At 67.2% G+C, this 26,330-nt stretch carries 23 protein-coding genes; 16 read left to right on the plus strand and 7 right to left on the minus strand.

The features are described 5' to 3' along the window. The first annotated feature begins 21 nt into the window (after window positions 1-21). The 10 genes from sdhD (at window position 22) to purL (ending at window position 13,256) form a co-directional block, all read left to right on the plus strand. On the plus strand, window positions 22-381 hold the full coding sequence (gene sdhD / locus AC2EBS_RS03560; protein ID WP_484726996.1) for a succinate dehydrogenase, hydrophobic membrane anchor protein: 360 nt from the start codon (window positions 22-24) through the stop codon (window positions 379-381). Continuing rightward, window positions 381-2,156: a succinate dehydrogenase flavoprotein subunit gene (gene sdhA, locus AC2EBS_RS03565; protein ID WP_484726997.1), complete on the plus strand. Its 1,776-nt coding sequence runs from the start codon at window positions 381-383 to the stop codon at window positions 2,154-2,156. Before sdhD ends, sdhA begins: the two co-directional genes overlap by 1 nt. Before the next feature lie 10 nt (window positions 2,157-2,166). Beyond that, window positions 2,167-2,874, plus strand: coding sequence for a succinate dehydrogenase iron-sulfur subunit (locus AC2EBS_RS03570; RefSeq protein ID WP_484726998.1), 708 nt, complete (start codon window positions 2,167-2,169; stop codon window positions 2,872-2,874). Between the two features lie 24 nt (window positions 2,875-2,898). Beyond that, on the plus strand, window positions 2,899-3,174 hold the full coding sequence (locus tag AC2EBS_RS03575; protein ID WP_484726999.1) for an FAD assembly factor SdhE: 276 nt from the start codon (window positions 2,899-2,901) through the stop codon (window positions 3,172-3,174). Window positions 3,175-3,207: 33 nt separating this feature from the next. Further along, entirely contained in the window at window positions 3,208-4,518 is a 1,311-nt protein-coding gene (gene gltA, locus AC2EBS_RS03580) for a citrate synthase (protein ID WP_484727000.1), read from the plus strand. 298 nt (window positions 4,519-4,816) lie between these two features. Next, window positions 4,817-5,833 carry a LacI family DNA-binding transcriptional regulator gene (locus AC2EBS_RS03585; RefSeq protein ID WP_484727001.1) on the plus strand — a complete coding sequence of 339 codons (1,017 nt, stop codon included), beginning with the start codon at window positions 4,817-4,819 and terminating at the stop codon, window positions 5,831-5,833. A 31-nt stretch (window positions 5,834-5,864) separates the two neighbouring features. After that, window positions 5,865-6,800 (plus strand): ribokinase, encoded by a 936-nt coding sequence (gene rbsK, locus AC2EBS_RS03590; RefSeq protein WP_484727002.1) that lies wholly within the window; start codon window positions 5,865-5,867, stop codon window positions 6,798-6,800. After that, window positions 6,797-7,792: a nucleoside hydrolase gene (locus AC2EBS_RS03595; protein ID WP_484727003.1), complete on the plus strand. Its 996-nt coding sequence runs from the start codon at window positions 6,797-6,799 to the stop codon at window positions 7,790-7,792. The genes rbsK and AC2EBS_RS03595 overlap by 4 nt, the downstream gene beginning before the upstream one ends. Window positions 7,793-7,797: 5 nt before the next feature. Then, window positions 7,798-9,126 (plus strand): TRZ/ATZ family hydrolase, encoded by a 1,329-nt coding sequence (locus AC2EBS_RS03600; RefSeq protein WP_484727004.1) that lies wholly within the window; start codon window positions 7,798-7,800, stop codon window positions 9,124-9,126. 128 nt (window positions 9,127-9,254) lie between these two features. Beyond that, window positions 9,255-13,256, plus strand: a complete 4,002-nt coding sequence (gene purL, locus AC2EBS_RS03605) for a phosphoribosylformylglycinamidine synthase (protein WP_484727005.1) — start codon at window positions 9,255-9,257, stop codon at window positions 13,254-13,256. A gap of 414 nt (window positions 13,257-13,670) precedes the next feature. On the opposite strand, the gene AC2EBS_RS03610 is transcribed toward purL, so the two are convergent. Beyond that, window positions 13,671-14,687, minus strand: coding sequence for an LLM class flavin-dependent oxidoreductase (locus tag AC2EBS_RS03610; RefSeq protein ID WP_484727006.1), 1,017 nt, complete (start codon window positions 14,685-14,687; stop codon window positions 13,671-13,673). Between the two features lie 207 nt (window positions 14,688-14,894). Here AC2EBS_RS03610 and AC2EBS_RS03615 point away from each other — a divergent pair, with 207 nt between their 5' ends. After that, window positions 14,895-15,221: an HPF/RaiA family ribosome-associated protein gene (locus AC2EBS_RS03615; protein WP_484727007.1), complete on the plus strand. Its 327-nt coding sequence runs from the start codon at window positions 14,895-14,897 to the stop codon at window positions 15,219-15,221. A 76-nt stretch (window positions 15,222-15,297) separates the two neighbouring features. Then, complete coding sequence (locus tag AC2EBS_RS03620) at window positions 15,298-15,639, plus strand: hypothetical protein (protein ID WP_484727008.1); 342 nt, start codon at window positions 15,298-15,300, stop codon at window positions 15,637-15,639. A gap of 27 nt (window positions 15,640-15,666) precedes the next feature. Here the strand turns inward: AC2EBS_RS03620 and AC2EBS_RS03625 are convergent, their stop codons facing one another. Together AC2EBS_RS03625 and AC2EBS_RS03630 are read right to left on the minus strand one after the other, a co-directional pair. After that, entirely contained in the window at window positions 15,667-17,655 is a 1,989-nt protein-coding gene (locus AC2EBS_RS03625; protein WP_484727009.1) for a peptidase U32 family protein, read from the minus strand. A 330-nt stretch (window positions 17,656-17,985) separates the two neighbouring features. Then, window positions 17,986-19,122, minus strand: a complete 1,137-nt coding sequence (locus tag AC2EBS_RS03630; protein WP_484727010.1) for a S1C family serine protease — start codon at window positions 19,120-19,122, stop codon at window positions 17,986-17,988. 60 nt (window positions 19,123-19,182) lie between these two features. On the opposite strand from AC2EBS_RS03630, the gene AC2EBS_RS03635 reads away from it, so the two are divergent. The 3 genes from AC2EBS_RS03635 to upp are packed head-to-tail and all read left to right on the plus strand — an operon-like array spanning window position 19,183 to window position 21,374. Further along, window positions 19,183-19,956, plus strand: coding sequence for an acetyltransferase domain-containing protein (locus AC2EBS_RS03635; protein WP_484727011.1), 774 nt, complete (start codon window positions 19,183-19,185; stop codon window positions 19,954-19,956). Further along, window positions 19,953-20,699, plus strand: a complete 747-nt coding sequence (gene rlmB, locus AC2EBS_RS03640) for a 23S rRNA (guanosine(2251)-2'-O)-methyltransferase RlmB (protein WP_484727012.1) — start codon at window positions 19,953-19,955, stop codon at window positions 20,697-20,699. Before AC2EBS_RS03635 ends, rlmB begins: the two co-directional genes overlap by 4 nt. Before the next feature lie 42 nt (window positions 20,700-20,741). After that, the gene (gene upp, locus AC2EBS_RS03645; protein ID WP_484727013.1) at window positions 20,742-21,374 is read left to right on the plus strand and encodes a uracil phosphoribosyltransferase; all 633 of its coding nucleotides are present in this window, start codon (window positions 20,742-20,744) and stop codon (window positions 21,372-21,374) included. Window positions 21,375-21,410: 36 nt separating this feature from the next. Here upp and AC2EBS_RS03650 read toward each other — a convergent pair whose 3' ends face one another. The 4 genes from AC2EBS_RS03650 to AC2EBS_RS03665 all read right to left on the minus strand — a co-directional run bounded on the left by AC2EBS_RS03650 (window position 21,411) and on the right by AC2EBS_RS03665 (window position 24,108). Beyond that, window positions 21,411-21,953, minus strand: a complete 543-nt coding sequence (locus AC2EBS_RS03650; RefSeq protein ID WP_484727014.1) for a chromate transporter — start codon at window positions 21,951-21,953, stop codon at window positions 21,411-21,413. A gap of 17 nt (window positions 21,954-21,970) precedes the next feature. Continuing rightward, window positions 21,971-22,567, minus strand: coding sequence for a chromate transporter (locus AC2EBS_RS03655; RefSeq protein WP_484727015.1), 597 nt, complete (start codon window positions 22,565-22,567; stop codon window positions 21,971-21,973). After that, window positions 22,564-23,571 (minus strand): D-2-hydroxyacid dehydrogenase family protein, encoded by a 1,008-nt coding sequence (locus AC2EBS_RS03660; protein WP_484727016.1) that lies wholly within the window; start codon window positions 23,569-23,571, stop codon window positions 22,564-22,566. Before AC2EBS_RS03660 ends, AC2EBS_RS03655 begins: the two co-directional genes overlap by 4 nt. A gap of 96 nt (window positions 23,572-23,667) precedes the next feature. Beyond that, the gene (locus tag AC2EBS_RS03665) at window positions 23,668-24,108 is read right to left on the minus strand and encodes a hypothetical protein (RefSeq protein WP_484727017.1); all 441 of its coding nucleotides are present in this window, start codon (window positions 24,106-24,108) and stop codon (window positions 23,668-23,670) included. Between the two features lie 354 nt (window positions 24,109-24,462). On the opposite strand from AC2EBS_RS03665, the gene AC2EBS_RS03670 reads away from it, so the two are divergent. Beyond that, the gene (locus AC2EBS_RS03670) at window positions 24,463-26,325 is read left to right on the plus strand and encodes an O-linked N-acetylglucosamine transferase, SPINDLY family protein (protein ID WP_484727018.1); all 1,863 of its coding nucleotides are present in this window, start codon (window positions 24,463-24,465) and stop codon (window positions 26,323-26,325) included. Window positions 26,326-26,330: the final 5 nt, after the last annotated feature.

Raw genomic sequence — 26,330 nt, forward strand, 5'->3', positions numbered from 1 at the left:
AACCCAAGAGGCACAACAACAATGAGTACTTACGGCTCCAAGCGCATCGTTGCGGGTGCGCACTATGGCCTGCGCGACTGGCTCGGCCAGCGCATCACCGCAGTGCTGATGGCCTTGTTCACCATCGTCCTGCTGGTGCAGGTGCTGATGCCTGGTGAACTGGGCTACGAACGCTGGGCGGGCATCTTCGCCCAGCAGTGGATGAAGTTCCTGACTTTCGCGCTGATCGTCTCGCTGGCGTACCACGCCTGGGTCGGTGTGCGTGATATCTGGATGGACTACGTCAAGCCGGTGGGCGTGCGCCTGGCGCTGCACGTGTTCACGCTGGTTTGGTTGGTGGGTTGCGCGGGTTGGGCGATCCAGGTGCTGTGGAGGCTGTAATGCAAATTGGAACGTCGCTCGCAAAGCGCAAATTCGATGTGGTGATCGTCGGAGCCGGCGGCTCCGGCATGCGTGCCTCGCTGCAGCTGTCGCTGGCCGGCCTGAACGTGGCCGTGCTGTCCAAGGTGTTCCCGACCCGCTCGCACACGGTGGCCGCCCAGGGCGGTATCGGTGCCTCGCTGGGCAATATGTCCGAGGACAACTGGCACTACCACTTCTTCGATACCGTCAAGGGCTCGGACTGGCTGGGCGACCAGGACGCGATCGAGTTCATGTGCCGTGAGGCGCCGAAGGTCGTGTACGAGCTCGAGCACTTCGGCATGCCCTTCGACCGCAACCCCGACGGCACGATCTACCAGCGTCCCTTCGGCGGTCACACCGCCAACTACGGTGAGAAGCCGGTGCAGCGTGCTTGCGCCGCTGCCGACCGTACCGGCCACGCGCTGCTGCACACGCTGTACCAGCAGAACGTTAAGGCGCGCACGCAGTTCTTCGTCGAGTGGATGGCGCTGGACATCATCCGCGACGCCGATGGCGATGCCGTGGGCGTGACTGCGCTGGAGATGGAGACCGGCGAGGTGCACATCCTCCAGGCCAAGACCGTGCTGCTGGCCACCGGCGGCGCGGGCCGAATCTATGCGGCCTCGACCAACGCCTTCATCAACACCGGCGACGGCCTGGGCATGGCGGCGCGTGCCGGCATCCCGCTGGAGGACATGGAGTTCTGGCAGTTCCACCCGACCGGCGTGGCTGGCGCGGGCGTGCTGCTGACCGAAGGCTGCCGCGGTGAGGGCGCGATCCTGCGCAACTGCAACGGCGAACGCTTCATGGAGCGCTATGCCCCGACGCTGAAGGATCTGGCGCCGCGCGACTTCGTCTCGCGCTCGATGGACCAAGAGATCAAGGAAGGTCGCGGCTGCGGTCCGAACAAGGACTATGTGCTGCTGGACATGACCCACCTGGGTGCCGAGACGATCATGAAGCGTCTGCCCTCGGTGTACGAGATCGGCCACAACTTCGCCAACGTCGATATCACCAAGGAGCCTATCCCCGTGGTGCCGACCATCCACTACCAGATGGGCGGCATTCCGACCAACGTCCACGGTCAGGTGGTGGTGCCGAAGAACGGCAAACCGAACGACATCATCAACGGCCTCTACGCTGTAGGTGAGTGCTCCTGCGTCTCGGTGCATGGCGCCAACCGCCTGGGCACCAATTCGTTGTTGGATCTGGTGGTCTTCGGTCGTGCCGCGGGCAACCATATCGTCGACTTCAACCTCAAGACGAAGTCCTTCAAGGAACTGCCCAAGGACGCTGCCGACCGCACGCTCGAACGCCTGGCCCGCCTGGATTCGGCCAGCAACGGCGAGTATGCGCAGGATGTCGCCAACGACATCCGCTCGACCATGCAGAAGCATGCGGGCGTGTTCCGCACGCAGGCCAGCATGGACGAAGGCGTCAAGAAGATCCTCGAGGTCGCCGAGCGTGTGAAGTCCATCGGCCTGAAGGACAAGTCCAAGATCTTCAACACCGCCCGTGTGGAAGCGCTGGAGGTCGAGAACCTGATCGAGGCCGCCAAGGCCACGATGATCTCGGCAGCCGCACGTCCGGAAAGCCGTGGCGCCCATGCGCACAACGACTATCCGGATCGTGACGACGCGAACTGGATGAAGCACACGCTGTGGTACTCCGAAGGCAACCGCCTCGACTACAAGCCGGTGAACCTGCAGCCGCTGACGGTGGAGTCCGTTCCGCCCAAGGTCCGGACTTTCTGAGGATTGAGACATGAGCGACAAGCGCACTTTTCAGATCTACCGCTACGACCCGGACAAGGACGCCAAGCCCTACATGCAGACCATCGAGATCGAACTCGAAGGTAACGAGCGCATGCTGCTGGACGCCCTGGTCAAGCTCAAGGCTGTCGATCCCACGCTGAGCTTCCGCCGTTCCTGCCGCGAAGGCGTGTGCGGTTCGGATGCGATGAACATCAACGGCAAGAACGGCTTGGCCTGCCTGACGAATATGCGTTCGCTGCCGAAGACCGTGGTGCTCAAGCCGCTGCCTGGTCTGCCCGTCGTGCGCGACCTGATCGTCGACATGACGCAGTTCTTCAAGCAGTACCACTCGATCAAGCCCTTCCTGGTCAACGACAACCCGCTGCCCGAGAAGGAGCGCCTGCAGTCGCCGGAGGAGCGTGAAGAGCTCGATGGCCTGTACGAGTGCATCCTGTGCGCGAGCTGCTCGACCAGCTGCCCGAGCTTCTGGTGGAACCCCGACAAGTTCGTCGGCCCGGCCGGTCTGTTGCAGGCCTACCGCTTCATTGCCGACAGCCGCGATCAGGCCACCAACGAGCGTTTGGACAATCTGGAAGATCCCTACCGTCTGTTCCGTTGCCACACGATCATGAACTGCGTGGACGTCTGCCCGAAGGGTCTGAACCCCACCAAGGCGATCGGCAAGATCAAGGAACTGATGGTGCGCCGCGCCGTCTGATCGAGCATCGGGTCGAGCACGCTCATGAACTCCGCCAGCGATCTGATCGACGAGAGGGCGCTCTCCAAGCTGAAGTGGCGCTGCCGCCGCGGCCTGCTGGAGAACGACCTCTTCATCGAGCGCTTCTTCGCGCGGCATGAGCGTAGCCTGACCCAGTTCCAGGCCGAAGGCCTGCGGCAGCTGATGGAGCTGGCCGACAACGACCTGCTGGATCTGCTGCTGGCCCGCAAGGAACCCGAGGGCGAAATCGACCGCGCCGATGTTCGCGAAGTGCTCGCCATGCTCCGAGTCCCCCACTGAAGAAATCCTCACTTAGAGTCATAAGGAACGCCCATGACCCCGTCCGACGTGAAAGCCACCCTGTCGTTCTCCGACGGCAGCCCCAGCATGGACCTGCCCATCTACAAGGGCACGATCGGCCCGGATGTGATCGACATCCGCAAGCTGTACGCGCAGACGGGCAAGTTCACCTACGACCCGGGTTTCCTCTCGACCGCGTCCTGCAATTCGACCATCACCTACATCGATGGCGACAAGGGCGAGCTGCTGTACCGCGGCTACCCGATCGAGCAGCTCGCGGTGAACTGCGACTACCTCGAGACCTGCTATCTGCTGCTGTACGGAGAGCTGCCGAACGCCACGCAGAAGGACGCCTTCGTCGAGCGCGTGATGAAGCACACGATGGTCAACGAGCAGATGCAGTTCTTCCTGCGCGGCTTCCGTCGTGACGCCCATCCGATGGCCGTGATGACCGGCCTGGTTGGCGCGCTGTCGGCCTTCTATCACGACAGCACCGACATCAATAACCCCGAGCACCGCGAAATCGCCGCGATCCGCCTGATCGCCAAGATGCCCACGCTCGTGGCCATGGCCTACAAGTACACGATCGGCCAGCCCTACATCTATCCGAAGAACGAGCTCTCCTACGCCGGCAACTTCATGCGCATGATGTTTGCCACCCCCTGCGAGGAGTACAAGCCCAACGACGTGCTGGTGCGTGCAATGGACCGCATCTTCACGCTGCACGCCGACCACGAGCAGAACGCGTCGACCTCGACGGTGCGCCTGTGCGGCTCGTCGGGCACCAACCCGTTCGCAGCCATCGCGGCCGGTGTGGCCTGCCTGTGGGGCCCGGCCCACGGTGGCGCCAACGAGGCTTGCCTGAACATGCTGGCCGACATCCAGCAGCAGGGCGGCGTGGCCAAGATCGGCGAGTTCATCAAGCAGGTCAAGGACAAGAACTCCGGCGTCAAGCTGATGGGCTTCGGTCACCGTGTCTACAAGAACTACGACCCGCGTGCCAAGCTGATGCGCGAGACCTGCCACGAGGTGCTGGGCGAACTGGGTCTGCACAACGACCCGATGTTCAAGCTCGCCATGGAACTCGAGAAGATCGCGCTGGAAGACGAATACTTCGTCGCGCGCAAGCTGTACCCGAACGTCGACTTCTACTCGGGCATCGTGCAGCGCGCCATCGGCATTCCGGTGCCGCTGTTCACCGCGATCTTCGCGCTGGCTCGCACGGTCGGCTGGATCGCCCAGCTCAACGAGATGATCGGCGACCCCGAGTACAAGATCGGCCGTCCGCGCCAGCTCTTCGTCGGCGCCACCAAGCGCGACGTCAAGCCGATCGCTCAGCGCTGATCGCCGCCGGACTGGCTTGGGCAGGTCTTGGCCTGCCCAAGGCGTCCTCCGCCACAGGCCCTGCCGCACATCAGCGGCAGGGCCTTTTTGCTTTTCATTGTTCTGCTGTCGCGAGGACTTTCTATAGAGGTGCACTAATTTTGCGCAACGTGACGCAAAGTTGGCGCAAGACTTCTCAGGTAAAAAACAAGGGATCGGGCATCGATGATGCCAATCGTTTGCCGATAATGCCGTCGTGCGTCTTGGTCCTCGGACCGGCGTGCCTCTTGAACCTTCTTGACCGATTTCAGCGCCCATCGTGAGCACCATCAAAGACGTCGCCGCACGCGCCGGCGTGTCCTTCACCACCGTCTCCCATGTCCTCAACGAGACCCGCCCTGTCAGCGCCGATGCGCGCCGCCGGGTGCTGGCTGCGGTGGAGGAGATCGGTTACCTGCCCAGCGCTGTGGCCCGGTCCTTGCGCAAGGCGCAGACGCGCATCGTCGGCGTGCTCGTGCCGACCGTAACCAACCCCTTCTTCGCCGAGTTGGTGGTCGGCGTCGAAGCCGCCTGTCGCCAGGCTGGTTATTCGGTGTTCCTGTGCAACTCGGACAACGATCCCAAGCGCCAGCAGCAGTACATGCGGACCCTGCTGGAGAAGCGTGTCGATGGCTTGTTGCTGACGTCGGCCGGCGACGCCGACGCGCTGGCGCGCATCTTCAAGCAGGCCACGGTGCCCGCGGTGACGGTGGACCGCCTGGTGCCGGGCGCCCGTGCCGACTGCGTCAGCATCGACAACCTCGACGGCGCACGCAAGGCGGTCGAGCACCTGATCGGGTTGGGCCATCGCCGCATCGGCTGCATCAGCGGCCCGGCGGAGTTCGAGGTGGCACAGGAGCGCATCGGCGGCTGGCGTCGTGCCCACGAGGAGGCGGGCCTCAGCGTCGACGAGGGCCTGCTCATCGAAGCCGATTTCAGCAGCGCCGGCGGCTACTCGGCGGCACGCGCGCTGCTGCAAGCGCGGCCGGACATCACGGCGGTCTTCGCCAGCAACGATCTGATGGCGCTGGGTGCGCTGCGCGCGGCGGCCGAGATGGGCCTCAAGCTGCCTCAGCAGCTGTCCATCGTCGGCTTCGACGACATCGAGTTGGGACATTTCGTCTTTCCCGCGCTGAGCACCGTGGGCTGCTCGATCCAGGAGCTGGGGCGCGAGGCAGGGCGCGTGCTGATCGAGCGCATCGAGCATCCCGGTGCATCGTTGAAGGATCTGCGTCTCAAGCCCCGCCTGGTGGTGCGAGAGAGCAGCTGCCCGCCGGCCAGCGATGCAGCAGGCTGAGCTGCCAGCACCACGGCAAGGGATTTCTGGAATGAATCTGCAGCAGGAACTGGGCAAGTCGACGCCGCAGGTGGTCGTCGTCGGCAGCATCAATATGGACATGGTGGCGCGCTCGGCGCGCCTGCCGGCCCCGGGCGAGACCCTGCTCGGCGACGGCTTCGACATGTCGCCGGGCGGAAAGGGCGCGAACCAGGCGGTTGCCGCCGCGCGTCTGGGCGCACCGACCGCCTTTGTCGGTCGTCTGGGCACCCGCCTTCACGGCGATGACCTGCTGGCCGCGCTGGCGGCGGAGGGCGTGGATTGCTCCGGCGTCGCGATCGACGCGCAGGCCTTGCCTGGCATCGCAGTGATCATGGTGGCCAGCGCCGGTGGCGAAAATTCCATCGTCTATGTGCCGGGCAGCAATGCCCAGCTTGGCCTTGGCGACGTGCAAGCGGCGGCGCACCTGCTGCAGAGCGCTCGCGTCGTCGTTGCGCAACTGGAAGTGCCGATGCCGGCCATCGAGGCCGCCTTCGCGCTGGCGCGAGAGGCCGGCGTGCAGACGGTGCTCAATGCTGCGCCGGCGCTGAGTCTGAGCGACCGGTTGCTCTCGCTGTGCGATTGGCTGGTGCTCAACGAGACCGAGCTGGAGGAGCTGTCCGCCGGAGCCGCCTCGATGGAGAGCGCGGCTGGCCTGCTGCTCGCGCGTGGCGCGAGGCAGGTGCTGGTGACGCTCGGTGCGCAGGGTGTGCTGTGGTGCTCGTCAGAGGGCTGCCGCATGCTGCCGACGCGCGCCGTGCAGGCGGTCGACACGGTTGGTGCCGGCGATACCTTCGTTGGCGGCTTTGCCACAGGGCTGGCGGAGGGCCAGCCGGCCGACCTGGCGATCCGTCTCGGCCAGGCGGCAGCCGCCATCGCGGTGAGCCGCTCCGGTGTGCAATCCGCGATGCCGCGCCGCGACGAGATCGGCCAGCAGGAGGGCGCATGACGATGATGAAACGCGCCATCCCGGTGATCTTCGACACCGATCCGGGCATAGACGATGCGATGGCCTTGTGTCTGCTTGCCCGGCATCCGGACATCGATTTGCGCGCGATCACCACGGCCTTCGGCAACGCCTCGCTGGAGATCACCACGCGCAATGCGCAGCGTCTGGCGGCCTTCTATGGGCTGGATGTGCCGATCGCCGCTGGCGCAGCCGGCCCGTTGCGCGCTGGTGCCGAGCGCGAGGCGCCGGCCCATGTGCACGGTGACGACGGGCTGGGCGGCATGGTCTCGCGCCTGCCCCCTGCGGTGCGCGCACTCGATCCACGGCCTGCGCACGAGCTGATCTGCGACATGGTCAATGCCGAGCCGGGCGAGCTCACGCTGCTCGCCGTCGGACCGATGAGCAATCTGGCGCTGGCGCTGCGCCATGACCCGGGTATTGCCGCCAAGGTCAAGCAGGTGGTGGTGATGGGCGGCGCTTTTGGCATGCACGGCCACGGCGGCAACGTCACGCCGGTGGCCGAGGCCAACATCATCAACGACCCCGAGGCGGCCGACATCGTCTTCACCGCCAGCTGGCCGGTGGTCATCGTCGGACTGGACGTGACGCACGAGGTCGTCATGTGCCACGACTACCTGGCCGATCTGCGCGGCGAGCCGGTGGGCGACTTCCTTTGGGAAGCCACGCGCCACTACCAGGACTTCTATCACGAGCTCGCCGGCATCGGCGGCATCTACTGCCACGATGCCACGGCGGCAGCCCATATCGTCGCACCCGGGCTCTTCCGCCTGCGCAGCGGCCCGGTGCGCGTGGTGCTCGACGGCATCGCCGTCGGCCAGACGATTCAGGACACCAGCAAGCCCGCTGGCACGCAGCAGACGCCATGGAGTGGCTGCCCGCCGCAGCAGGCCTGCATCGGCGTGGACGCCGAGGGCGTGCTCGCGCTGTTCGCCTCGCTGTTCAAGCCCTCATCTGAAGCACAAGGAACGTAGACCTCATGACCACGTCCGCCACCTCTACCCAGCTGATCAAGGCAGGCTGGATCGTCTCGATGGCGCCGGGCAGCGCCGTGCTCGAACAGCATGCGCTGGTGATCGAAGGCGAGCGCATCGCCGCGATCCTGCCCTGGGCCGAGGCGCAAGCGCGCTACGCGCAGGCCGCGCGCATCGAGCTGCCTCAGCATGTGCTGATCCCGGGTCTGATCAATGCGCACACGCACTCCGCGATGTCGCTGCTGCGCGGCGTGGCCGACGACCTGGCGCTGATGGACTGGCTCAACAACCACATCTGGCCGCTGGAGAAGAAGTGGGTCAGCGAGGACTGGACCTACCAGGGTTCGCTGCTGTCCGCGGCCGAGGCGCTGCGCGGCGGGGTCACCTACCTCAACGACATGTATTTCTTCCCCACCGCGATGGCGCGCGCCGCGCTGGACTCGGGCATACGCGCCGGCGTGTCGATCAATGTGATCGACTTCCCGACCGGCTATGCCTCGGGGCCGGACGACTACATCGCCAAGGGCCTGGCCGCCTACCAGCAATTCAAGGGCGAGAAGCTGCTGGACTGGACCAGCGCGCCGCATGCGCCCTACACGGTGTCGGACGAGACCTTCGTCAAGCTGCGCGAGCTGGCCGAGACGCACGATCTGCAGCTGCACTGCCATATCCATGAGACGCTCGACGAGGTCGAGGGCAGCGTCAAGCAGCATGGCATGCGGCCGCTGGAGCGCCTGCACAAGCTGGGCCTGCTCAGCGAGCGCATGATGGCCGTGCACATGGTGCATCTGAACGAGGCCGAGATCGAGCTGATCGCCAGGCAGGGTGTGCACCTCGTGCACAACCCCAGCTCCAATCTCAAGCTGGCCTCGGGCATCGCGCCGGTGAAGGCGCTGGAGGCTGCCGGCGTCAACACCGTGCTGGGCACCGACGGCGCCGCATCGAACAACCGCCAGGACATGTTCGCCGAGGTGCGCGCCGCGGCGCTGCTGGCCAAGGGCGCGACCGGCGACCCGCTGACCGTCTCGGCGCGCACCGCGCTGGAGATGGCGACGATCCGCGCCGCCAAGGCCATGGGCCGCGAGGCCGATCTGGGCTCGCTGGAAGTGGGCAAGCTGGCCGACGTGGTGGCTGTCTCGCTGGAAGCGCTGGAATGTCGCCCGGTCTATCACGCCGATGCACAGCTGGTCTATGTGGCCGGACGCGAGCATGTCAGCGATGTCTGGGTCGGCGGCCGCCGCGTGCTCGACAAGCGCGAGCTGACGACCATCGACCAGGCCGCCTTGCTCGATCGCGCCGAGGCCATCGTGCGACGCATGAAGACCGAAAAGTGAGTGTCTGATCGCCTGGGCAGGCCGCGCCGACGGGGTGCGCCTGCCTAGGTAGAATCCCGGGCTGCTTCCACGGTCCGGCCACGAGCCGGGCTGCAACCACCGCGCCGCTGGCGCCGCCCCGGGATTCCATGGCCTCCACCACCACGTCGTCCAAGCACTTCCTGCTTCACTTCGAGGGCGGCAACGCGCTGTCCGCCTTCCGCGCCCAGGCGCTGCTGCCCAAGCTGCAGGCGGTCAACGATCGCATCACCGGCGTCCATGCGCGCCATGTGCACTGGGTGTGGAGCGATGCCGATCTGGGCGCCGAAGCGCAGGCCAAGTTGGCCGCGCTGCTGGACTACGGCGATGCCTATGCCGGCCCGGCGGAGGGCAGTCTGATCGTCGTGGCGCCTCGCCTGGGTACGGTCAGCCCCTGGGCCTCCAAGGCCACCGACATCGCGCACAACTGCGGCCTCGATATCCACCGCGTCGAGCGCGTCACCGAATACCGCATCACGCTCAAGTCCGGCTTGCTGGGTGGCACGAAGACGCTGAGCCAGCAGGAGCTGCTGGCCTGCGCCGAGGCCCTGCATGACCGTATGACCGAGAGCGTGCTCTTCGCGCGCGAGGACGCTGCCCATCTCTTCGACGAGAAGACGGCCCAGCCGCTGGAGCATGTGGATGTGCTGGGCAAGGGCAGGGCGGCGCTGGAGAAGGCCAACAAGGATTTCGGCCTGGCGCTGTCGGATGACGAGATCGACTACCTGGTCAATGCCTTCCAGGGCCTGAAGCGCAATCCCAGCGACGTCGAGCTGATGATGTTCGCGCAGGCGAACTCGGAGCACTGCCGCCACAAGATCTTCAACGCCAAGTTCACCGTGGATGGCCAGGAGCAGGACCTGTCCCTGTTCGGCATGATCCGCAACACCGAGAAGCTGCATCCGCAGCATTCGGTGGTCGCCTACTCGGACAACGCGGCGGTGATGGAAGGCCACGAGATCGAGCGCTTTATGGCCGCGGGCGACAAGCGCGCACCGCAGTACCAGGCCCGCGCCGAGACCTCGCATGTGCTGATGAAGGTCGAGACGCACAACCACCCGACGGCGATCTCGCCCTTCCCGGGCGCGTCCACCGGCGCTGGCGGCGAGATCCGCGACGAAGGCGCCACCGGCCGCGGCGCCAAGCCCAAGGCCGGCCTGACCGGCTTCTCGGTATCCAACCTGCGCCTGCCCGGCTTGGCCGAGCCCTGGGAGGCGAAGAACATCGGCAAGCCGGAGCACATCGCCAGCCCGCTGCAGATCATGATCGAAGGCCCGATCGGCGGCGCAGCCTTCAACAACGAATTCGGCCGGCCCAACCTGGGCGGCTACTTCCGCGTCTACGAGCAGAGCGTGGACGGCGTCGAGCGCGGCTATCACAAGCCCATCATGATCGCCGGCGGCATCGGCGCGATCCGTGCCGACCTGACCAAGAAGATCGAGTTCCCGGCCGGCAGCCTGCTGGTGCAGCTGGGCGGCCCGGGCATGCGCATCGGCATGGGCGGCAGCGCGGCCTCGTCGATGGCGGCGGGCACGAACACCGCCGATCTGGACTTCGACTCGGTGCAACGCGGCAACCCGGAGATCGAGCGCCGCGTGCAGGAGGTCATCAACCACTGCTGGGGTCTGGCCGAAAAGAACCCCATCCTGGCCATCCATGACGTCGGCGCCGGCGGCATCTCCAATGCCTTCCCCGAGCTGGTCAACGATGCCGGCCGCGGCGCGCGCTTCGACCTGCGCAAGGTGCCGCTGGAGGAGTCCGGCCTGGCGCCCAAGGAGATCTGGTGCAACGAGAGCCAGGAGCGCTATGTGCTGGCCATCGCGCCCGAGAGCCTGGAACTCTTCAAGAGCATGTGCGAGCGCGAGCGCTGCCCCTTCGCGGTGGTGGGCGTCACCACCGAGGCGCGCGAGCTGATCCTGGAAGACGGCGAGGGCGGCGAGCGCGCCATCGATATGCCCATGGACGTGCTCTTGGGCAAGCCGCCCAAGATGCACCGTGTGGTCGAGCGCGTGGCGCGCGACGCCGGCACGCTGAACCTGGCCGATGTGGACCTGGCTGCCGTGGCGGCCGATGTGCTGCGCCACCCGACCGTGGCATCCAAGCGCTTCCTCGTCACCATCGGCGACCGCACCGTGGGCGGCCTGAACCACCGCGACCAGATGGTCGGCCCCTGGCAGGTGCCGGTGGCCGATTGCGCGGTCACGCTGGCCGACTTCAAGGGCCTGCGCGGCGAGGCGATGAGCATGGGCGAGCGCACGCCGCTGGCTGCGGTCGACGCGCCGGCCTCGGGCCGCATGGCCGTGGCCGAGGCCATCACCAATCTGCTCGCCGCGCCGATCGAGCTGCCGCGCGTCAAGCTCAGCGCCAACTGGATGGCCGCCTGCGGCGAGCCCGGCGAGGACGCGGCGCTGTTCGACACGGTAAAGGCTGTGGGCATGGAGCTGTGCCCGGCGCTGGGCATCTCGATCCCGGTGGGCAAGGATTCGCTGTCGATGCGCACGCGTTGGTCGGCCGACGGTGAAACCCGCCAGGTCACTGCGCCGGTCTCGCTGATCGTTTCGGCCTTCGCGACGCTGTCCGATGTGCGCGGCACGCTGACGCCGCAGCTGCAGCCGGGTGACACCAGCCTGATCCTCGTCGATCTGGGCCAGGGCAAGAACCGCATGGGCGGCTCCATCCTCGCGCAGGCGCTGAACCAGTTCGGCGGTGCGGTGCCCGACCTCGACGATCCGGCGCTGCTGAAGAGCCTGGTCGAGGCGGTCAACGAGCTGCGTGCCGAAGCCAAGTTGCTGGCCTATCACGACCGCAGCGATGGCGGCCTGTGGGCCGCCGCCTGCGAGATGGCCTTCGCCGGCCATATGGGCGTCAGCCTGAACGTGGACATGTTGGTCACCGAAGGCGACGGCGTCTCCGACAGCCGCGCCGATGTGGGCGACTCCAAGAACTGGGCCACCCAGGTCGGCGCGCGCCGCGCGGAGCTGACGCTCAAGGCGCTGTTCAACGAGGAACTGGGCGCGCTGCTGCAAGTGAATACGGCCGACCGCGACGCGGTGATGCAGGTGCTGCGCAAGCACGGCCTGGCCAAGCACTCGCATGTGGTGGGCAAGCCCAACACCAGCGGCAAGGTCGAGGTCTGGCGCGATGCGAAGAGCGTCTACAGCGCGCCGCTGGCCGAGCTCCACCAGCAGTGGGACATGGTGTCCTGGAAGATCACGCAACTGCGCGACAACCCCGCCTGCGCCGACCAGGAACATGCCCAGGCCGGCCGTGCCGACGATCCCGGCATGCATGTCAGCCTGAGCTTCGATCCCAAGGAAGACGTCGCCGCGCCCTTCATTGCTACCGGCGCGCGTCCGCGCATGGCGATCCTGCGCGAGCAGGGCGTGAACTCGCATGTGGAGATGGCCTATGCGATGTCGCTGGCTGGCTTCGACACCTTCGATGTGCACATGAGCGATCTGCAGTCCGGCGCCGTCACGCTGGATCAGTTCAAGGGCTTTGTCGCCTGCGGTGGCTTCTCCTACGGCGACACGTTGGGCGCCGGCGAGGGCTGGGCGCGCTCGGTGATGTTCAACCCGGTGCTGGCCGATCAGTTCAAGGCCTTCTTCGCGCGCAGCGACAGCTTCGCGCTCGGCGTGTGCAACGGCTGCCAGATGATGGCGGCGCTGTCGCCCATCATTCCCGGTGCCGAGCACTGGCCCAAGTTCACGCGCAACAAGAGCGAGCAGTTCGAAGCCCGTCTGGCCATGGTCGAAGTGCTGGAGTCGCCCAGCCTGTTCTTCCAGGGCATGGCCGGCAGCCGCCTGCCGATCGCGGTCGCGCACGGCGAGGGTTATGCCGATTTCTCGCAGCGCGGCGACGCCGCCAAGGTGGCCCGCGCCATGCGCTATGTGGACAACAGCGGCGCACCCACCGAGGTCTATCCGCTGAACCCCAACGGCAGCCCCGAGGGCCTGACCTCGGTGACGACGGCCGACGGCCGCTTCACCGTGCTGATGCCGCATCCGGAGCGGGTGTTCCGCAATGCGCAGATGAGCTGGACCTCGGGTGCGATCGAGGAGCTGAGCCCGTGGATGCGCATGTTCCGTAATGCGCGGAAGTGGGTTGGTTGATGCCCGCGGTCTGATCCTGACTGCTGAGGTGTGAGCGACGGGGCGGCGGCGCTGGCCGGCTGCTCCGGGTCACGCTCGCGGTCGACCACTGCGTGTATCGATCACTGCCTCGTCAACACGAGCCCGCCCTTGCCGTGAGCCAGGACACCGCGAATGGCCCCTGCGCATCCGGCCAGCACCACCACCCCGCGACGCGCCGCGTCATGCGAAGCAGGGCATGCCACCGGTGGTGCGGGGGTAGGTGGTTCGGGCAGGCGGGCGCAGGGGCCATTCGCGGTGTCCTGACTCGTGCCCAGCCAGGTGCATGTTGACGAGGTCAGGGTGGCAGGGCTCGGTCTTGCCCCGCGAGCGTGACCCGGAGAACGCCTGCCCGGACCGCCTGCCCCACACTCAGTCGACGCAGTACCCAGCGAGCTACCGAACCAATTCGGCGAGCAACTCGTACGACCGCAGCCGCGCCGAAAAATCATGCACCGCGCTGGCGACGATGAACTCGTCCGCCCCGGTGCGCTCCGCCGCCGCGCGCAAGCCCGCGCGCACCGTCACCGGCGAGCCGACCACGCTCTCGGCCAGCATGCGCTGCACCTGGGCCTTCTCAGCCGGGCTCCACAGCGGCTCCATATCGTCAACCGGTGGCGGCAGCGGTCCGCGCCGGCCGCGCACCATGCCCAGGAAGCGCTGCTGCAGCGAGGTGAAGAGGCGCTGCGCCTCGGCATCGCTGTCGGCCACGATCACGTTGATGCCCACCATCGCACGCGGCTTCGGGTGGCGCTCCGTGGGCCGGTACTGGGCGCGATAGACCTCCAGCGCCTGCATCAGCAGATCGGGCGCGAAATGCGAGGCGAAGGAATAGGGCAGGCCCAGATAGGCGGCCAGCTGCGCGCCATAGAGGCTGGAACCGAGGATCCAGATCGGCACCTCGGTGCCCTGGCCGGGGATCGCACGCACGCCTTGCCAGCCCTCGGGCTTGGCGCTGAAGTAGGTCTGCAGCTCCAGCACGTCCTCGGGAAAGCGGTCCTCGGCGGCGCTGCTCAGATGGCGGCGCAGCGCACGCATCGTGGCCTGGTCGGTGCCGGGCGCGCGGCCCAGGCCCAGCTCGATGCGGCCGGGGTAGAGCGTGGCCAGCGTGCCGAAGGCCTCGGCCACGGTCAGCGGCGCATGGTTGGGCAGCATGATGCCGCCGGAGCCCACGGTGAGGGTCTGGGTGACTGCGGCGATCTGGCCGATCAGCACGGCGGTGGCAGAGCTCGCCACGCCGTCCATATTGTGGTGCTCGGCCACCCAGTAGCGGGCGTAGCCCAGCTGTTCGGCGCGCTGGGCGAGCTGCAGGCTGTTGCGCAGTGCGGTGGCAGTGTCGGAACCTTCGACGATCGGCGAGAGGTCGAGAATCGACAGCGGGGGAAGAGAACTCAGGGTGTCGGCTTGGGGCATGCGCCGAGTCTAGCGAGGCCCTGCGCAGGCCGCGGCTGTGGGGCCATCGCCGCACTGCCCGGATTCCTTGAGACGTATCAAGGCGCAAAGGTCCCCGAGGGTTCATCGTGGCAGGGCGGTGAGCGATGATGCCGCAGCGCCGAGGCCCAGTGCTCTGGCGCCAGACCGATCCGAACGAAGACTGAACGAACCTAGAAAAGACCCATCATGAAGAAGCCCCTGGAGATCCGTTTTCTCGGCATGGACGCCTCGGAAGCGCTGGAGACCGCCGCCCGTGAAAAGGCTGCAAAGCTGGAGCAGTTCTGTGCCGACCTGACCTCGTGCCGCATCACCATCGACGCCGAGCATCGCCACAAGCACCAGGGCCATCCTTACGCCGTGCGCATCGACCTGACGTTCCCGGGGCATGAACTGAATGTCGATCGCGTGCAGAACGAAGATGCCTATGTCGCGCTGCGCGACGCCTTCGATGCGATGAGGCGCAAGCTGGAGGAAACGGTGCGTCGCTCGCAGGAGAAGCACCAGGGCCATTGATGGTCAGCCGCCATTAGATGGCGCGGGTGCGGCCTGGGCACTTGAAGCCCGGGCCGCCGCCCTCATCTGTGATGGCATGAGCCAATCCGCCGTCACCACCATTCAAGTGCCGGCCAGCCTTCAGCCGCTGGCCGCGATGGGGCTGCTGCTCGAACGCCTGGAGCGCATGCCCCGCAGCACCGCCAGCGCTGCGCAATACCGCGAGGTAGCGCTGAAGTCCCAGGCCCTGCTGGCCGTGGCCGAACCCGGCCCGGCGCTCGACGCGCTGCTTGGCGTGATGCCGGCGCTGGCCGAGTTGTACGAGAACCTCCATTACGACCATGCCGGGCTGTGTCGGCATGCGCTGGAGCCCGCTTCGGCGGCCGAGCTTGCCACTCGCGAACTGCTGGTCAAGCTGCGCGGCGCGGCGCGCGCCTGAAGCGGTCGCTGCTCTGACGTTGCGTCGTCAGCCGGCCTGACCGGCCGTCGGCCGCGAGCGATAGAACTGCATCGGCACTGCCTTCGCCTCGTTCAGCACGCTCTTCTTCATCTTGCCGACCACGTGCATCTCGCAGGGTTTGCAGTCGAAGCGCAGCGTGAGCTTTTCCTTGCCGTTGATCAGCTGCAGCGGCTCGGCACGTACCGTGCCCTGCACGCCGGTCACGCCCTTGGCCTGCTTGGGGCACAGCGAGAGCGAAAAGCGCACGCAGTGCTTGGTGATCATCAGGCTGACCTCGCCGAGCTCTTCGTGGCTTTCGTAGGCGGGGGCGATGACTTTCACGCCATGCTTGGCATAGAAGGCCGCCGCCTGCTGGTTGTAGACATTGGCCAGGTAGGACAGGCTGTCTTCCGGATAGGGCGCCAGCGGCTCCAGCGGAGTGGCGCGCGGCAGGCGGCCCAGCGCATCGGCGCGCGCCTGCTCAAGTGCAGCGATGCCGTCGCGGCGCAGCGCATTGAGCAGTGAGGCCGGCCAGAAGCCCAGGCCTTCCTCGCCTGAGCCCAGCGGCTGCAGGCTGATCTCGCGCGGGGCGAAGATGGTGTTGCCCAGCTTGGCCATCGCCTCGCGCGCGGCTGCCTCGGCCTTGGCCGCGTCGCGCGCAGCCTGGCGCTCGTGCGCCAGCTCCACATAGGCGGCATGGCCGTCTTCGTCCTGCAGCTGCAGGGCCAGGCCGTCGGGCGTCTCCATCAGCATCAGGTCCACCGCGATGCGGCGCTCTGCCGTGCGCTCGCTGTCGATCAGCCGGTCCCAGGCCATGTCGCGGTTGCGCGAGAGCTCGGCCCCCTTGCGCAGGTCTTTCAGCGTCTCCATGGCCTCGTTGGGCCAGGCACGCCAGCGGCTGCCGCCCAGCGCTTCGGCCACGTTGACGCGCAGACCGATCAGCTCCTTCTGCAGGTCGAAGTAGGTGAGGGCATCGCCGTTGTTCAGCGCGCCGACGCCGTCGTGCAGCTCCAGCTCGAAGTGGTCGGCCGCGGTCTTCGTCACCCAGCCCAGCGGCAGGCCGGCGTGCTTGGGCGTGTCGAAGGCGCCGATGTCGTCCTTGCGGCCGTTGACGAAGTAGTCGGTCGCGCCGCGGTTGAAGCTGCGCTCGGGGTCGGGGGTGAAGAAGAGCTTGGTCGTGCCGCTGGACGCGCGCGAGAGGTTGGGGCGCTCTTCCAGCAGCTCGTCGATCAGCCGGCGGTAATGGCCGGTGATGTTCTTCACATAGGCCATGTCCTTGTAGCGGCCCTCGATCTTGAAACTGCGCACGCCGGCGTCGACCAGGGCGCGCAGATTGGCGCTCTGGTCGTTGTCCTTCATCGACAGCACATGCTTCTGGTGCGCGACGATGCGGCCCTGGCCGTCGATCACCTCATAGGGCAGGCGGCAGGCCTGCGAGCAGTCGCCGCGGTTGGCGCTGCGGCCGGTGTGGGCATGGCTGATGTAGCACTGGCCGCTGTAGGCCACGCACAGCGCGCCGTGCACGAAGAACTCCAGCACCGCGCGGTCAAGCTGCTGCGCCACGTCGCGGATCTGCGGCAGCGTCAGCTCGCGCGCCACCACCACTTGCGAGAAGCCGGCGTCCTGCAGGAAGCGCGCCTTCTCCGGCGTGCGGATGTCGCATTGGGTGCTGGCATGCAACTGGATCGGCGGCAGATCGATCTCCAGCAGGCCCATGTCCTGCACGATCAGTGCATCCGCGCCTGCTTCGTAGACCTGCCAGGCCATGCGGCGCGCGCCTTCCAGCTCGTCGTCGCGCAGGATGGTGTTCAGCGTGACGAAGATGCGCGCGCCATAGCGATGCGCATGCTTGACCAGGCGCTCGATGTCGGCCACCTCGTTGCCGGCGTTGTGGCGCGCGCCGAAGGATGGGCCGCCGATGTAGACGGCATCGGCGCCATGGTTGACGGCCTGGATGCCGATATCGGCGTTCTTGGCCGGGGCCAGCAGTTCGAGGTGTTTGGGCGAGGCGCTCATAGAGTCAATTTTAGTTTTGTGCGCCGTCGGCGTTTGTCCGCGCTTGCTGGGCTGCGTTGGAGCGGGGCAGCGCCGGGCTGGGTCGATTTGCTCCGTCTCCCCCGCCGCCCTTCGGTTGGCTCCTCCTTAAGCTACGCAAATCGCCCCAGCCCACCGCTGCCGGCACGGTGCGAGCTTGCGATGGGTGGCGTGCCACAGTGGCGTACGGAGCGATGCGGCGGGCTTGCTTTGCGCAAGTAAAGGAGGAGGACCCGCCTCGCGGGTCCGGGGGACATGGAGCAAAGCAAGCCCGCCGCGTCGCTCCTCGCGCCGCCCTTCCAAACGTCAGGACTACTCCGACGACCTCACCAGCTCCACGCCCACCTGCCGCTGCTTTCCCGCATTCCACACCGTCAACGTAATGCGCTCACCGATCTGCCGCGACTCCAGCGCGTTGAGCAGATCGTCCATATCGTCGATCGCCTGGCCGTTGACGGCGGTGATCACGTCGCCCTGCACGATGCGGCCGTCGCGGCCGCGGCGGAAGGGCTGCAGGCCGGCGCGCTCGGCCGGCCCGCCGCGCATCACATCGACCAGCACCACGCCCTTTGGCAGGCGCAGCGCCTGCTGCAGCTGCTGCGGGCCGGCGCTGATGCCCAGCGCAGGGCGGATGAAGCGGCCGTCGCGGATCAGGCGCGGCACCACGCGATTCACCTCATCGGCGGGGATCGCAAAGCCGATGCCGGCGCTGGCGCCGCTGGGGCTGTAGATCGAAGTGTTCACGCCGATCAGCCGGCCGGCGGAATCGAGCAGCGGGCCGCCCGAGTTGCCGGGGTTGATCGCCGCATCGGTCTGGATCGCACCGCGGATCTTGCGGCGGTTCATCGACTCGATCTCGCGGCCCAGCGCCGAGACGATGCCGGTGGTCAGCGTCAGGTCCAGGCCGAAGGGGTTGCCGATCGCATAGACCTGCTGGCCGACCAGCAAGTCGCGGCTCGAGCCCAGCGGGATCGGCGGCAGCTTGTCGCGCGGCGCCTTGATGCGCAGCACCGCCAGGTCGCGGTCCTCGAAGGCGCCGACCAGCTCGGCGTCGTAGCTGCTCTGGTCGGCCAGCGTCACCTTGGCGGCATTCGCACCCTGGATGACGTGGAAGTTGGTCACGATGTGGCCTGCCTCGTCCCAGACAAAGCCAGTACCGGTGCCGCGCGGCACCTCGCTGACATTGAGCGAGAAGATGTCGCGCTGCAGGGCCAGCGTGGTGATGTGTACCACCGAGGGTGAGATGCGGCGGAAGACGTCGATATGCGTCTGCTCCGCCGGCAGCAGGGGTCCTCGGGGCTGCACCGCGCGAGGCTGGGCGGCAGGGTTGCTGCCCTTGGCCCAGGCCGGGACCAGCCCAAGCGCGCTGGCGAGAACGAGCACGACTAGGGCATGCAGGCGGATGGTCGCGGGGCGTGTCGAGCCGGGGCGCTGGATTGAAGTGGACATGGTGCTGCGCAGATGAGGAAGCCCGTTGCGCTCTTCAAGTCGCCTAGACTTCGGCCCGCCATGATAGGAAAGAACAGCGACCCGGCACGACCTGACCCCACGCCGTCGGCGCGGGTGGCGGGCCGCTTCGACCGTCTCGACGCGCTGCGTGGCGCGGCCATCGTCTGGATGGCGGTGTTCCATTTCTACTTCGACCTGGCCTATTTCCGCTTCATCGAAGCGGACTTCTACCGCGACCCCTTCTGGACCACGCAGCGGACCTGCATCGTCAGCCTCTTCCTGCTCTGCGCCGGCATGGGGCAGGCGGTGGCAGTGGCGCAGGGGCAGAGCTGGCCGCGCTTCTGGCGGCGCTGGGCCCAGGTGGCCGGCTGTGCGCTGCTGGTCAGCCTGGGGTCCTGGCTGATGTTCCCGCGCAGCTTCATCAGCTTCGGCGTGCTGCATGGCATGGCGGTGATGCTGATCGTCGTGCGCCTGATCGCGCCGCGGCTGCCCGGCTGGGCGCTGGCGCTGCTGGGGCTGGGGGCTCTGCTGGCGCCGCAGTGGCTGGCGCATCCAGTCTTCGATACGCGCTGGACCAACTGGCTGGGCCTGGTGACACGCAAGCCGATCACCGAGGACTACGTGCCGGTGCTGCCCTGGCTGGGCGTGATGCTGTGGGGCTTTGCGCTGGGACGCTGGCTGCTGCAGCGGCGATCGCATGTCCTACAGGGGGCGTTGCCGGCAGCGGCGCAGCCGTTGGCCGTGCTGGGCCGCTGGTCGCTGAGCTTCTACATGCTTCATCAGCCGGTGTTGATCGGCCTGCTCCTGCTGGTCCGGGCGACAATCGGGGCATGAGCAGCGCCCCCAAGATCCTCTTCGGCTTCCATGCCGTCACCGTGCGGCTGAAGACCGCGCCATCCTCCATCGTCGAGATCCATGTCGACACCACGCGGCGCGACCAGCGCATGCGCCAGTTCGTCGAGCGGGCCAAGGAGGCCGGCGCCAAGCTGGTCGACAGCGACGACGATCGCCTCAAGGCGCTGTGCGGCACGCACCGCCACCAGGGCGTGGTGGCGCGCGTGCAGGCCGTGGCGCAACTGCATTCGCTGGACGATGTGCTCGACGGCGTCGAAGCCTCGGGTGACAAGCCGCTGCTGCTGGTGCTCGACGGCGTGACCGATCCGCACAACCTTGGCGCCTGTCTGCGTGTGGCCGATGGCGCCGGCGCGCACGCGGTGGTCGCGCCCAAGGACCATGCGGTCGGCCTGAACGCCACCGTGGCCAAGGTGGCCAGCGGCGCGGCCGAGACGGTGCCCTATCTGATGGTGACCAATCTGGCACGCACGCTGAACGAGCTGAAGGAACGTAATATCTGGGTGGTCGGCACCTCCGACCAGGCCGAGAAGTCCATCTACGACCTCGATCTCAAGGGCCCGGTGGCCCTGGTGCTGGGTGCAGAAGGCGCGGGCATGCGCCAGCTCACCGCCAAGACCTGCGACGAACTGGTGCGCATTCCGATGAAGGGCGCGGTGGAGAGCTTGAACGTCTCGGTGGCCGCCGGCGTCTGTCTCTATGAAGCGCTGCGCCAGCGCGGATAATCGGTCTCACCCCAGCAACCGTTTGCCACCCGGCGCCTCATCATGGCTGTCATCGAAGTCAAGCACCCCCTCGTCAAGCACAAGATCGGCCTGATGCGCGAGGCCGATATCTCTACCAAGAAGTTCCGCGAGCTCACCGGCGAGGTGGCACGCCTGCTGGCCTATGAGGCCACCGCGGACTTCCCGCTGGAGAAGACGGTCATCGACTGCTGGAGCGGCCCCACCGAGGTCGACCAGATCGCCGGCCGCAAGGTCACCGTGGTGCCCATCTTGCGCGCCGGTCTGGGCATGCTGGACGGCGTGCTGGACATGATGCCCAACGCGAAGGTCAGCGTGGTCGGCCTGGCTCGCGATCACGAGACGCTCAAGCCGGTGAACTACTTCGACAAGTTCGTCGGACACCTGGGCGAGCGCACCGCGCTGATCATCGACCCGATGCTGGCCACCGCCGGCTCGATGATCGCCACCATCGATCTGCTGAAGGCGCGCGGCTGCAAGGACATCCGCGCGCTGGTGCTGGTGGCCGCGCCGGAAGGCGTGGCGGCGCTGGACCAGGCCCACCCCGAGGTGCGCTGCTGGACCGCCGCGATCGACAGCCATCTCAACGAGAACGGCTACATCATCCCGGGCCTCGGCGACGCGGGCGACAAGATATTCGGAACGAAAGAGGGCTGAGAAGCTCCCCTCTCTGCGAAGTCCGCTTCAGCCCGGTCAGACCAGCCCCAGCGCTCCCAGCACGCCACCGCCCGCCACCAGCCACAGCAGGCTGAGTTTGCTGCGCATCACCACCAGCACCGTGATGCCCATCAGCGCCAGCGTGGTCCAGCGGTGGGCCGGGTCGGCCACATAGGGCAGGGCGAGCAGCCAGCCGGTGGCCGAGAGCAGCCCCAGCGTCAGCGGCGCCATGCCGGAAGTGAAGCTGCGCACCGCCAGGCTGTCGCGGTTGGCCTCGGCCCAGCGCGTGGCCGCCATCACCAGGGTCGTCGAGGGCAGCATGATGCCCAGCATCGCTGCCAGCGTGCCGGCCCAGCCGGCGGTGTTCCAGCCCAGCACGGCGACGAAGAGGATGTTGGGTCCTGGCGCGGCTTGTGCCAGCGCGATCGAGCTGGTGAACTGGGTGTCCGTGAGCCAGCCCTTCTCGACCACCAGATAGCGGTGCATCTCCGGCGCGGTGCTGATCGCGCCGCCGATCGACAGCAGCGACAGGCTCAGGAAGCGCAGGAACATGTCGAACAAGTCGGCCATGCTCAGCATGGCTGGGGCTGCGGCGTTCAAGAGCGTTTCTCCGGCGGCTGCGTTTCGCGAAGCCGATAGGCCGCCAGTGCCATGCCCAGGCCGCCCAGGCCGAGCACGGCCCACACCAGTGGCAGCCGCGCGATGGCGATGGCCAGGAACGCCGCCACGGCGATCAACAGTGCCGTTGGCAGCCCTAGCGGACTGCTCCTCATCGCCGGCAGCAACTTGACGGCGGTGGCGACGATCAGGCCCGCCGAGACCGCCCCCATGCCGCGCAGCGCGCCGGCCACCTGGGGCAGCTCCAGATAATGGCCGGCCAGCGCGGCCAAGGCGAGCACGATGATGGCGGGAAACAGCATCATGCCCAGGAAGGCCGCCACCGCACCGCGCCAGCCGAAGAAGCGGTCGCCGATCATCAGCGCCAGGTTCATCACATTGGGGCCGGGCAGCACCTGCGCGGCGCCCAAGGCGTCGACGAAGTCCTCGCGGCTCATCCAGCCCAGGCGTTCGACCAGCTCGCGCTGCGCCACCGCGATGACGCCACCGAAGCCCTGCAGCGCCAGGCGCGAGAAGGCCCAGAACAGATCGGACGGCTTCGCGGGGGCGCGCGGCGTGAGGCCTGCGGCGCTCACCGCAGCACCTTCAGCGCTTCCGGATTGACGATGTTGGTCGGCTTGCCGGCGATGAAGGCCAGGATGTTGTCGAAGGCAGCGTTGAAGTAGAGCTCGTAGCTGTCCTGCTCCACATAGCCGATATGCGGCGTGCACACCGCGTTCTCCAGGCGCAGCAGCGGGTGGCCCTGCAGGATGGGCTCGCTCTCGAACACGTCCACCGCGGCCATGCCGGGGCGGCCGCGGTTGAGCGCAGAAACCAGCGCGCTGTCGGCGACCAGTTCGGCACGGGAGGTGTTGACCAGCAGGGCCGTCGGCTTCATGCGGGCCAGATCCTCCGCCCCCACCAGGCCGCGCGTGGCCTCGGTCAGGCGCAGATGCAGGCTGAGCACATCGCTGCTCGCGAAAAAGGCCTCGCGGCTCTCGGCCGCCTCGTAGCCATCGCTCTGCGCGGCCAGGCGCGAGGCCTCGCTGCCCCAAACCTGCACGGTCATGCCGAAGGCGCGCCCGTAGCCAGCGACCAGCCTGCCGATCTTGCCGTAGCCCCAGATGCCCAGGGTCTTGCCGCGCAGCACCATACCGACGCCGAAGTTCGGCGGCATCGACCCGGACTTGAGGCCGGCTTGCTGCCAGGCGCCATGTTTCAGATTGCCGATGTATTGCGGCAGCCGGCGCATCGCCGCCATGATCAGCGCCCAGGTCAACTCGGCCGGCGCGACCGGCGAGCCTACGCCTTCGGCCACCGCAATGCCCAGCCGTGTGCAGGCCTCGACATCGATATGCGGGCCGACACGGCCGGTCTGCGCGATCAGCTTCAGCCTGGGCAGCTTGTCCAGCAGCTGGCGTGGGAAATGGGTGCGCTCACGGATCAGCACCAGCACTTCGGCATCGCGCAGCCGCACCGCGAGCTGGCCTATGCCCTTGACCGTGTTGGTGTAGACCTTGGCGTTGAGCGCGTCGAGCTTGGATGCGCAGTGCAACTTGCGCACCGCGTCCTGGTAGTCGTCGAGGATGACAATATTCATGGCGTCTTGGCCTGGCATTCTGCCCTGCCGTGGAGCGCCCGGCATCGGTGTCGCTGCCGATGTCGTGTCGGTGCGTATCGCGCGCGGCGTCCGGACTCAGTGGCCACGGCGTGCCGGCGCACCCGCACTGCCGTAATGGCGGAAGTAGCTCGCGAGTGAGGCCAGACGGGCTTCGGCTTCCGCCTGGCTGTATGCGCGGGCGATGGCGGTGTAGAGCCGGCCGCGCAGATGCCAGAACTCGCGCATGCTCTGCGCCGTGGCGATGCTGCGCTGGAGGTCGTCCACACCGGCCAGACCTTCCAGGCAGGCCAGGAAGTCCTCGCGCACCCTCGGCACAGGTGTCGTCGCCGGCTTGCTGCCGGCGCCCCAGGGATCGGCCTCGCCCGGCAGCCAGCGCAGCAGGCTCTGCAGCAGCGAGGAATCGCTGCCGCGCTGCTGGCCAAGGGGCGACGTTCCGCTGGGCATGGTGCTTGCGGCGGCATCCTGCCGCGGCGCAGCTGGCTGGCGCCGCCAACGGGTCAGGATCGTGTTCAGCATGGCTTGACTTGTCGATCTTCTTTGCAGTCCAGGGTCGCGCGGCCAGATGTACTGCCTGCGGGCCATGCCCAACCCTCACCCATTGATTTTCGGCAGGCCGAGCCCAGTCCTTAGCGAAGAAAAGGGCTGGGTTTCCCGCACAAGTCCGCCACCCCGCCGTGACATCTGACACGGCCCGGGGCGGAACGCCCGATGCACGCGCCACCGCCGCCGCGCAGCCTGCGATTTGCCGGCAAATCACCGGTCTAATCGAGGGCCGGGGCAGCCATCCCCCCACTACCATGGTGGCAGCCACAGCTTCGTGCCGTCTTGGCCGCTTTCGTCATGGACATGTCGCAACCCAGCCCTCAGACCTTGAGCATCCCTGCAGCGCTTGCGCAGCAGTGGGAGGGCCTGCTCGCCGCTGCGCGTGCCGGCAGCCTTGGCCTGGGCGACCTGATGGGCCTGGCTAATGAATTGCAGGCCAAGGGCGCCAGCGAGGCGGCGGTGCTGCTCTACCAGGCCTGGATTGCCTCGGCCAAGGGCGTCAACCTGGCCTACCGGCCCATCGCCTGCTACAACCTGGGCACCCTGCTGGGCGGTCTGCTGCGTCATGCCGAGGCCGAGACGGTCTATCGCCAGGCGCTGGCGCTGAAGCCCGACTTCACGCAGGCGCGACTGAACCTGGGCCATCAGCTCGAGCACCTGGGCAAGATCGCAGAGGCGCTGGCCGAATGGCGCAGCGTCGCCGACCTGACGCTGCCGCTGGACGCGGTAGGTTCCGATCCGGTGGAGCTGCGCCTGCATGCGCTGAACAATATGGCGCGCCTGCTCGAGCAGGAGAAGCGCTTCGCCGAGAGCCAGGCGCTGATGCGCCGCAGCCTGGAGCTGAAGGCCGAGCAGAGCGACGTGCTGCAGCACTATGTGCATATCCGCCAGAAGCAGTGCGACTGGCCGGTCTACCAGCCGGTGGGCGAGGTCACGCACAACCAGCTGCTGACCAGCACCTCGCTGCTGGCGATGCTCAACGTCAGCGACGATCCCGTCCTGCAACTGATGACTTCGCAGCGCTTCGTGCTGGAGAAGGTGGTCAAGTACAAGGAAGCGCCGTTCCACCAGCGCCACGCCAAGGGCAAGCGCGCAGGGCGCGTGAAGATCGGCTATCTGTCCGGCGACCTGTGCATGCACGCGGTGGGCCTGCTGACGCCGGAGCTCTTCGAGCTGCACGACCGCAGCCGCTTCGAGGTCCATGCCTTCTGCTGGAGTCGCGACGACGGCACCGCGCAGCGCGCGCGCATCCTGGCTGGCATGGACAAGCACCATCGCATCAAGAGCCTCGCTGACGAGGCTGCGGCGCGGCTGATTGCCGAAGAGGGCATCGATGTGCTGGTGGACCTGCAGGGTCTGACCAGCGGCGCACGCCCCAACATCCTGGCCTACCGACCTGCACCCGTGCAGGTCAGCTACCTGGGCCTGCCGGCGACCTCGGCGATCCCCGGTGTCGAGTGGATCATCGCCGACCGCTATGCGATGCCGCCCGAGTACCTGCCGTACTGCACCGAGAAGCCGATCTACCTGGAAAACCACAGCTACCAGATCAGCGACCGCAAGCGCGCGGTGGCGCCCACGCCGACACGCGCGCAGTACCAGTTGCCCGAGGACGCCTTCGTGTTCGCGTCCTTCAACAACAACCACAAGTTCACCGAAGAGATGTACCGCTGCTGGATGCGCATCCTGCAGCAGGTCGACAACAGCGTGCTGTGGCTGCTGGCGGACAACGAATGGTCCAAGGCCAATATGCTGCGCGTCGCCGCCGAGCACGGCATCGCCGAACAGCGGCTGATCTTCGCGCCGCGCGTGGCGCCGCCCGAATACATCGCCCGCTTCGCGCTGGCCGATCTGGTGCTGGACACCTTCCCCTTCAACGCCGGCACCACGGCGAGCGACTGCCTGTGGGCCGGCGCGCCCATCCTGACGCGTTCGGGTCGCAGCTATATCTCGCGCATGGCCGGCAGCCTGCTCACGCATGTGGGCCTGCCCGACCTGATCACCGAGTCGCTGGAAGAGTATGAGAAACGCGCCGTGCAGATCGGCCGCAACCCGGCGCGCGCCGCCTCCTACAAGCGCTTCTTGCAGGAGCACGGCCGCGAGTCCAGACTGTTCGACATCCCCGGCTTCGTGCGCGAACTCGAGGACAAGTTCGAAGCCCTGGCGCTGGCCCGGCGCGGCCAGGCCTGAGCACA

It is taken from the genome of Roseateles sp. T103, from assembly GCF_057219915.1.

What these genes read in the sequence shown, in the direction of transcription:
- sdhD (WP_484726996.1), top strand. Translation starts at nt 22, where the DNA reads ATGAGTACTTACGGCTCCAAGCGCATCGTTGCGGGTGCGCACTATGGC.
- sdhA (WP_484726997.1), top strand. Translation starts at nt 381, where the DNA reads ATGCAAATTGGAACGTCGCTCGCAAAGCGCAAATTCGATGTGGTGATC.
- AC2EBS_RS03570 (WP_484726998.1), top strand. Translation starts at nt 2,167, where the DNA reads ATGAGCGACAAGCGCACTTTTCAGATCTACCGCTACGACCCGGACAAG.
- AC2EBS_RS03575 (WP_484726999.1), top strand. Translation starts at nt 2,899, where the DNA reads ATGAACTCCGCCAGCGATCTGATCGACGAGAGGGCGCTCTCCAAGCTG.
- gltA (WP_484727000.1), top strand. Translation starts at nt 3,208, where the DNA reads ATGACCCCGTCCGACGTGAAAGCCACCCTGTCGTTCTCCGACGGCAGC.
- rbsK (WP_484727002.1), top strand. Translation starts at nt 5,865, where the DNA reads ATGAATCTGCAGCAGGAACTGGGCAAGTCGACGCCGCAGGTGGTCGTC.
- AC2EBS_RS03595 (WP_484727003.1), top strand. Translation starts at nt 6,797, where the DNA reads ATGACGATGATGAAACGCGCCATCCCGGTGATCTTCGACACCGATCCG.
- AC2EBS_RS03600 (WP_484727004.1), top strand. Translation starts at nt 7,798, where the DNA reads ATGACCACGTCCGCCACCTCTACCCAGCTGATCAAGGCAGGCTGGATC.
- purL (WP_484727005.1), top strand. Translation starts at nt 9,255, where the DNA reads ATGGCCTCCACCACCACGTCGTCCAAGCACTTCCTGCTTCACTTCGAG.
- AC2EBS_RS03610 (WP_484727006.1), bottom strand. Translation starts at nt 14,687, where the DNA reads ATGCCCCAAGCCGACACCCTGAGTTCTCTTCCCCCGCTGTCGATTCTC.
- AC2EBS_RS03615 (WP_484727007.1), top strand. Translation starts at nt 14,895, where the DNA reads ATGAAGAAGCCCCTGGAGATCCGTTTTCTCGGCATGGACGCCTCGGAA.
- AC2EBS_RS03620 (WP_484727008.1), top strand. Translation starts at nt 15,298, where the DNA reads ATGAGCCAATCCGCCGTCACCACCATTCAAGTGCCGGCCAGCCTTCAG.
- AC2EBS_RS03625 (WP_484727009.1), bottom strand. Translation starts at nt 17,655, where the DNA reads ATGAGCGCCTCGCCCAAACACCTCGAACTGCTGGCCCCGGCCAAGAAC.
- AC2EBS_RS03630 (WP_484727010.1), bottom strand. Translation starts at nt 19,122, where the DNA reads ATGTCCACTTCAATCCAGCGCCCCGGCTCGACACGCCCCGCGACCATC.
- AC2EBS_RS03635 (WP_484727011.1), top strand. Translation starts at nt 19,183, where the DNA reads ATGATAGGAAAGAACAGCGACCCGGCACGACCTGACCCCACGCCGTCG.
- rlmB (WP_484727012.1), top strand. Translation starts at nt 19,953, where the DNA reads ATGAGCAGCGCCCCCAAGATCCTCTTCGGCTTCCATGCCGTCACCGTG.
- upp (WP_484727013.1), top strand. Translation starts at nt 20,742, where the DNA reads ATGGCTGTCATCGAAGTCAAGCACCCCCTCGTCAAGCACAAGATCGGC.
- AC2EBS_RS03650 (WP_484727014.1), bottom strand. Translation starts at nt 21,953, where the DNA reads ATGCTGAGCATGGCCGACTTGTTCGACATGTTCCTGCGCTTCCTGAGC.
- AC2EBS_RS03660 (WP_484727016.1), bottom strand. Translation starts at nt 23,571, where the DNA reads ATGAATATTGTCATCCTCGACGACTACCAGGACGCGGTGCGCAAGTTG.
- AC2EBS_RS03665 (WP_484727017.1), bottom strand. Translation starts at nt 24,108, where the DNA reads ATGCTGAACACGATCCTGACCCGTTGGCGGCGCCAGCCAGCTGCGCCG.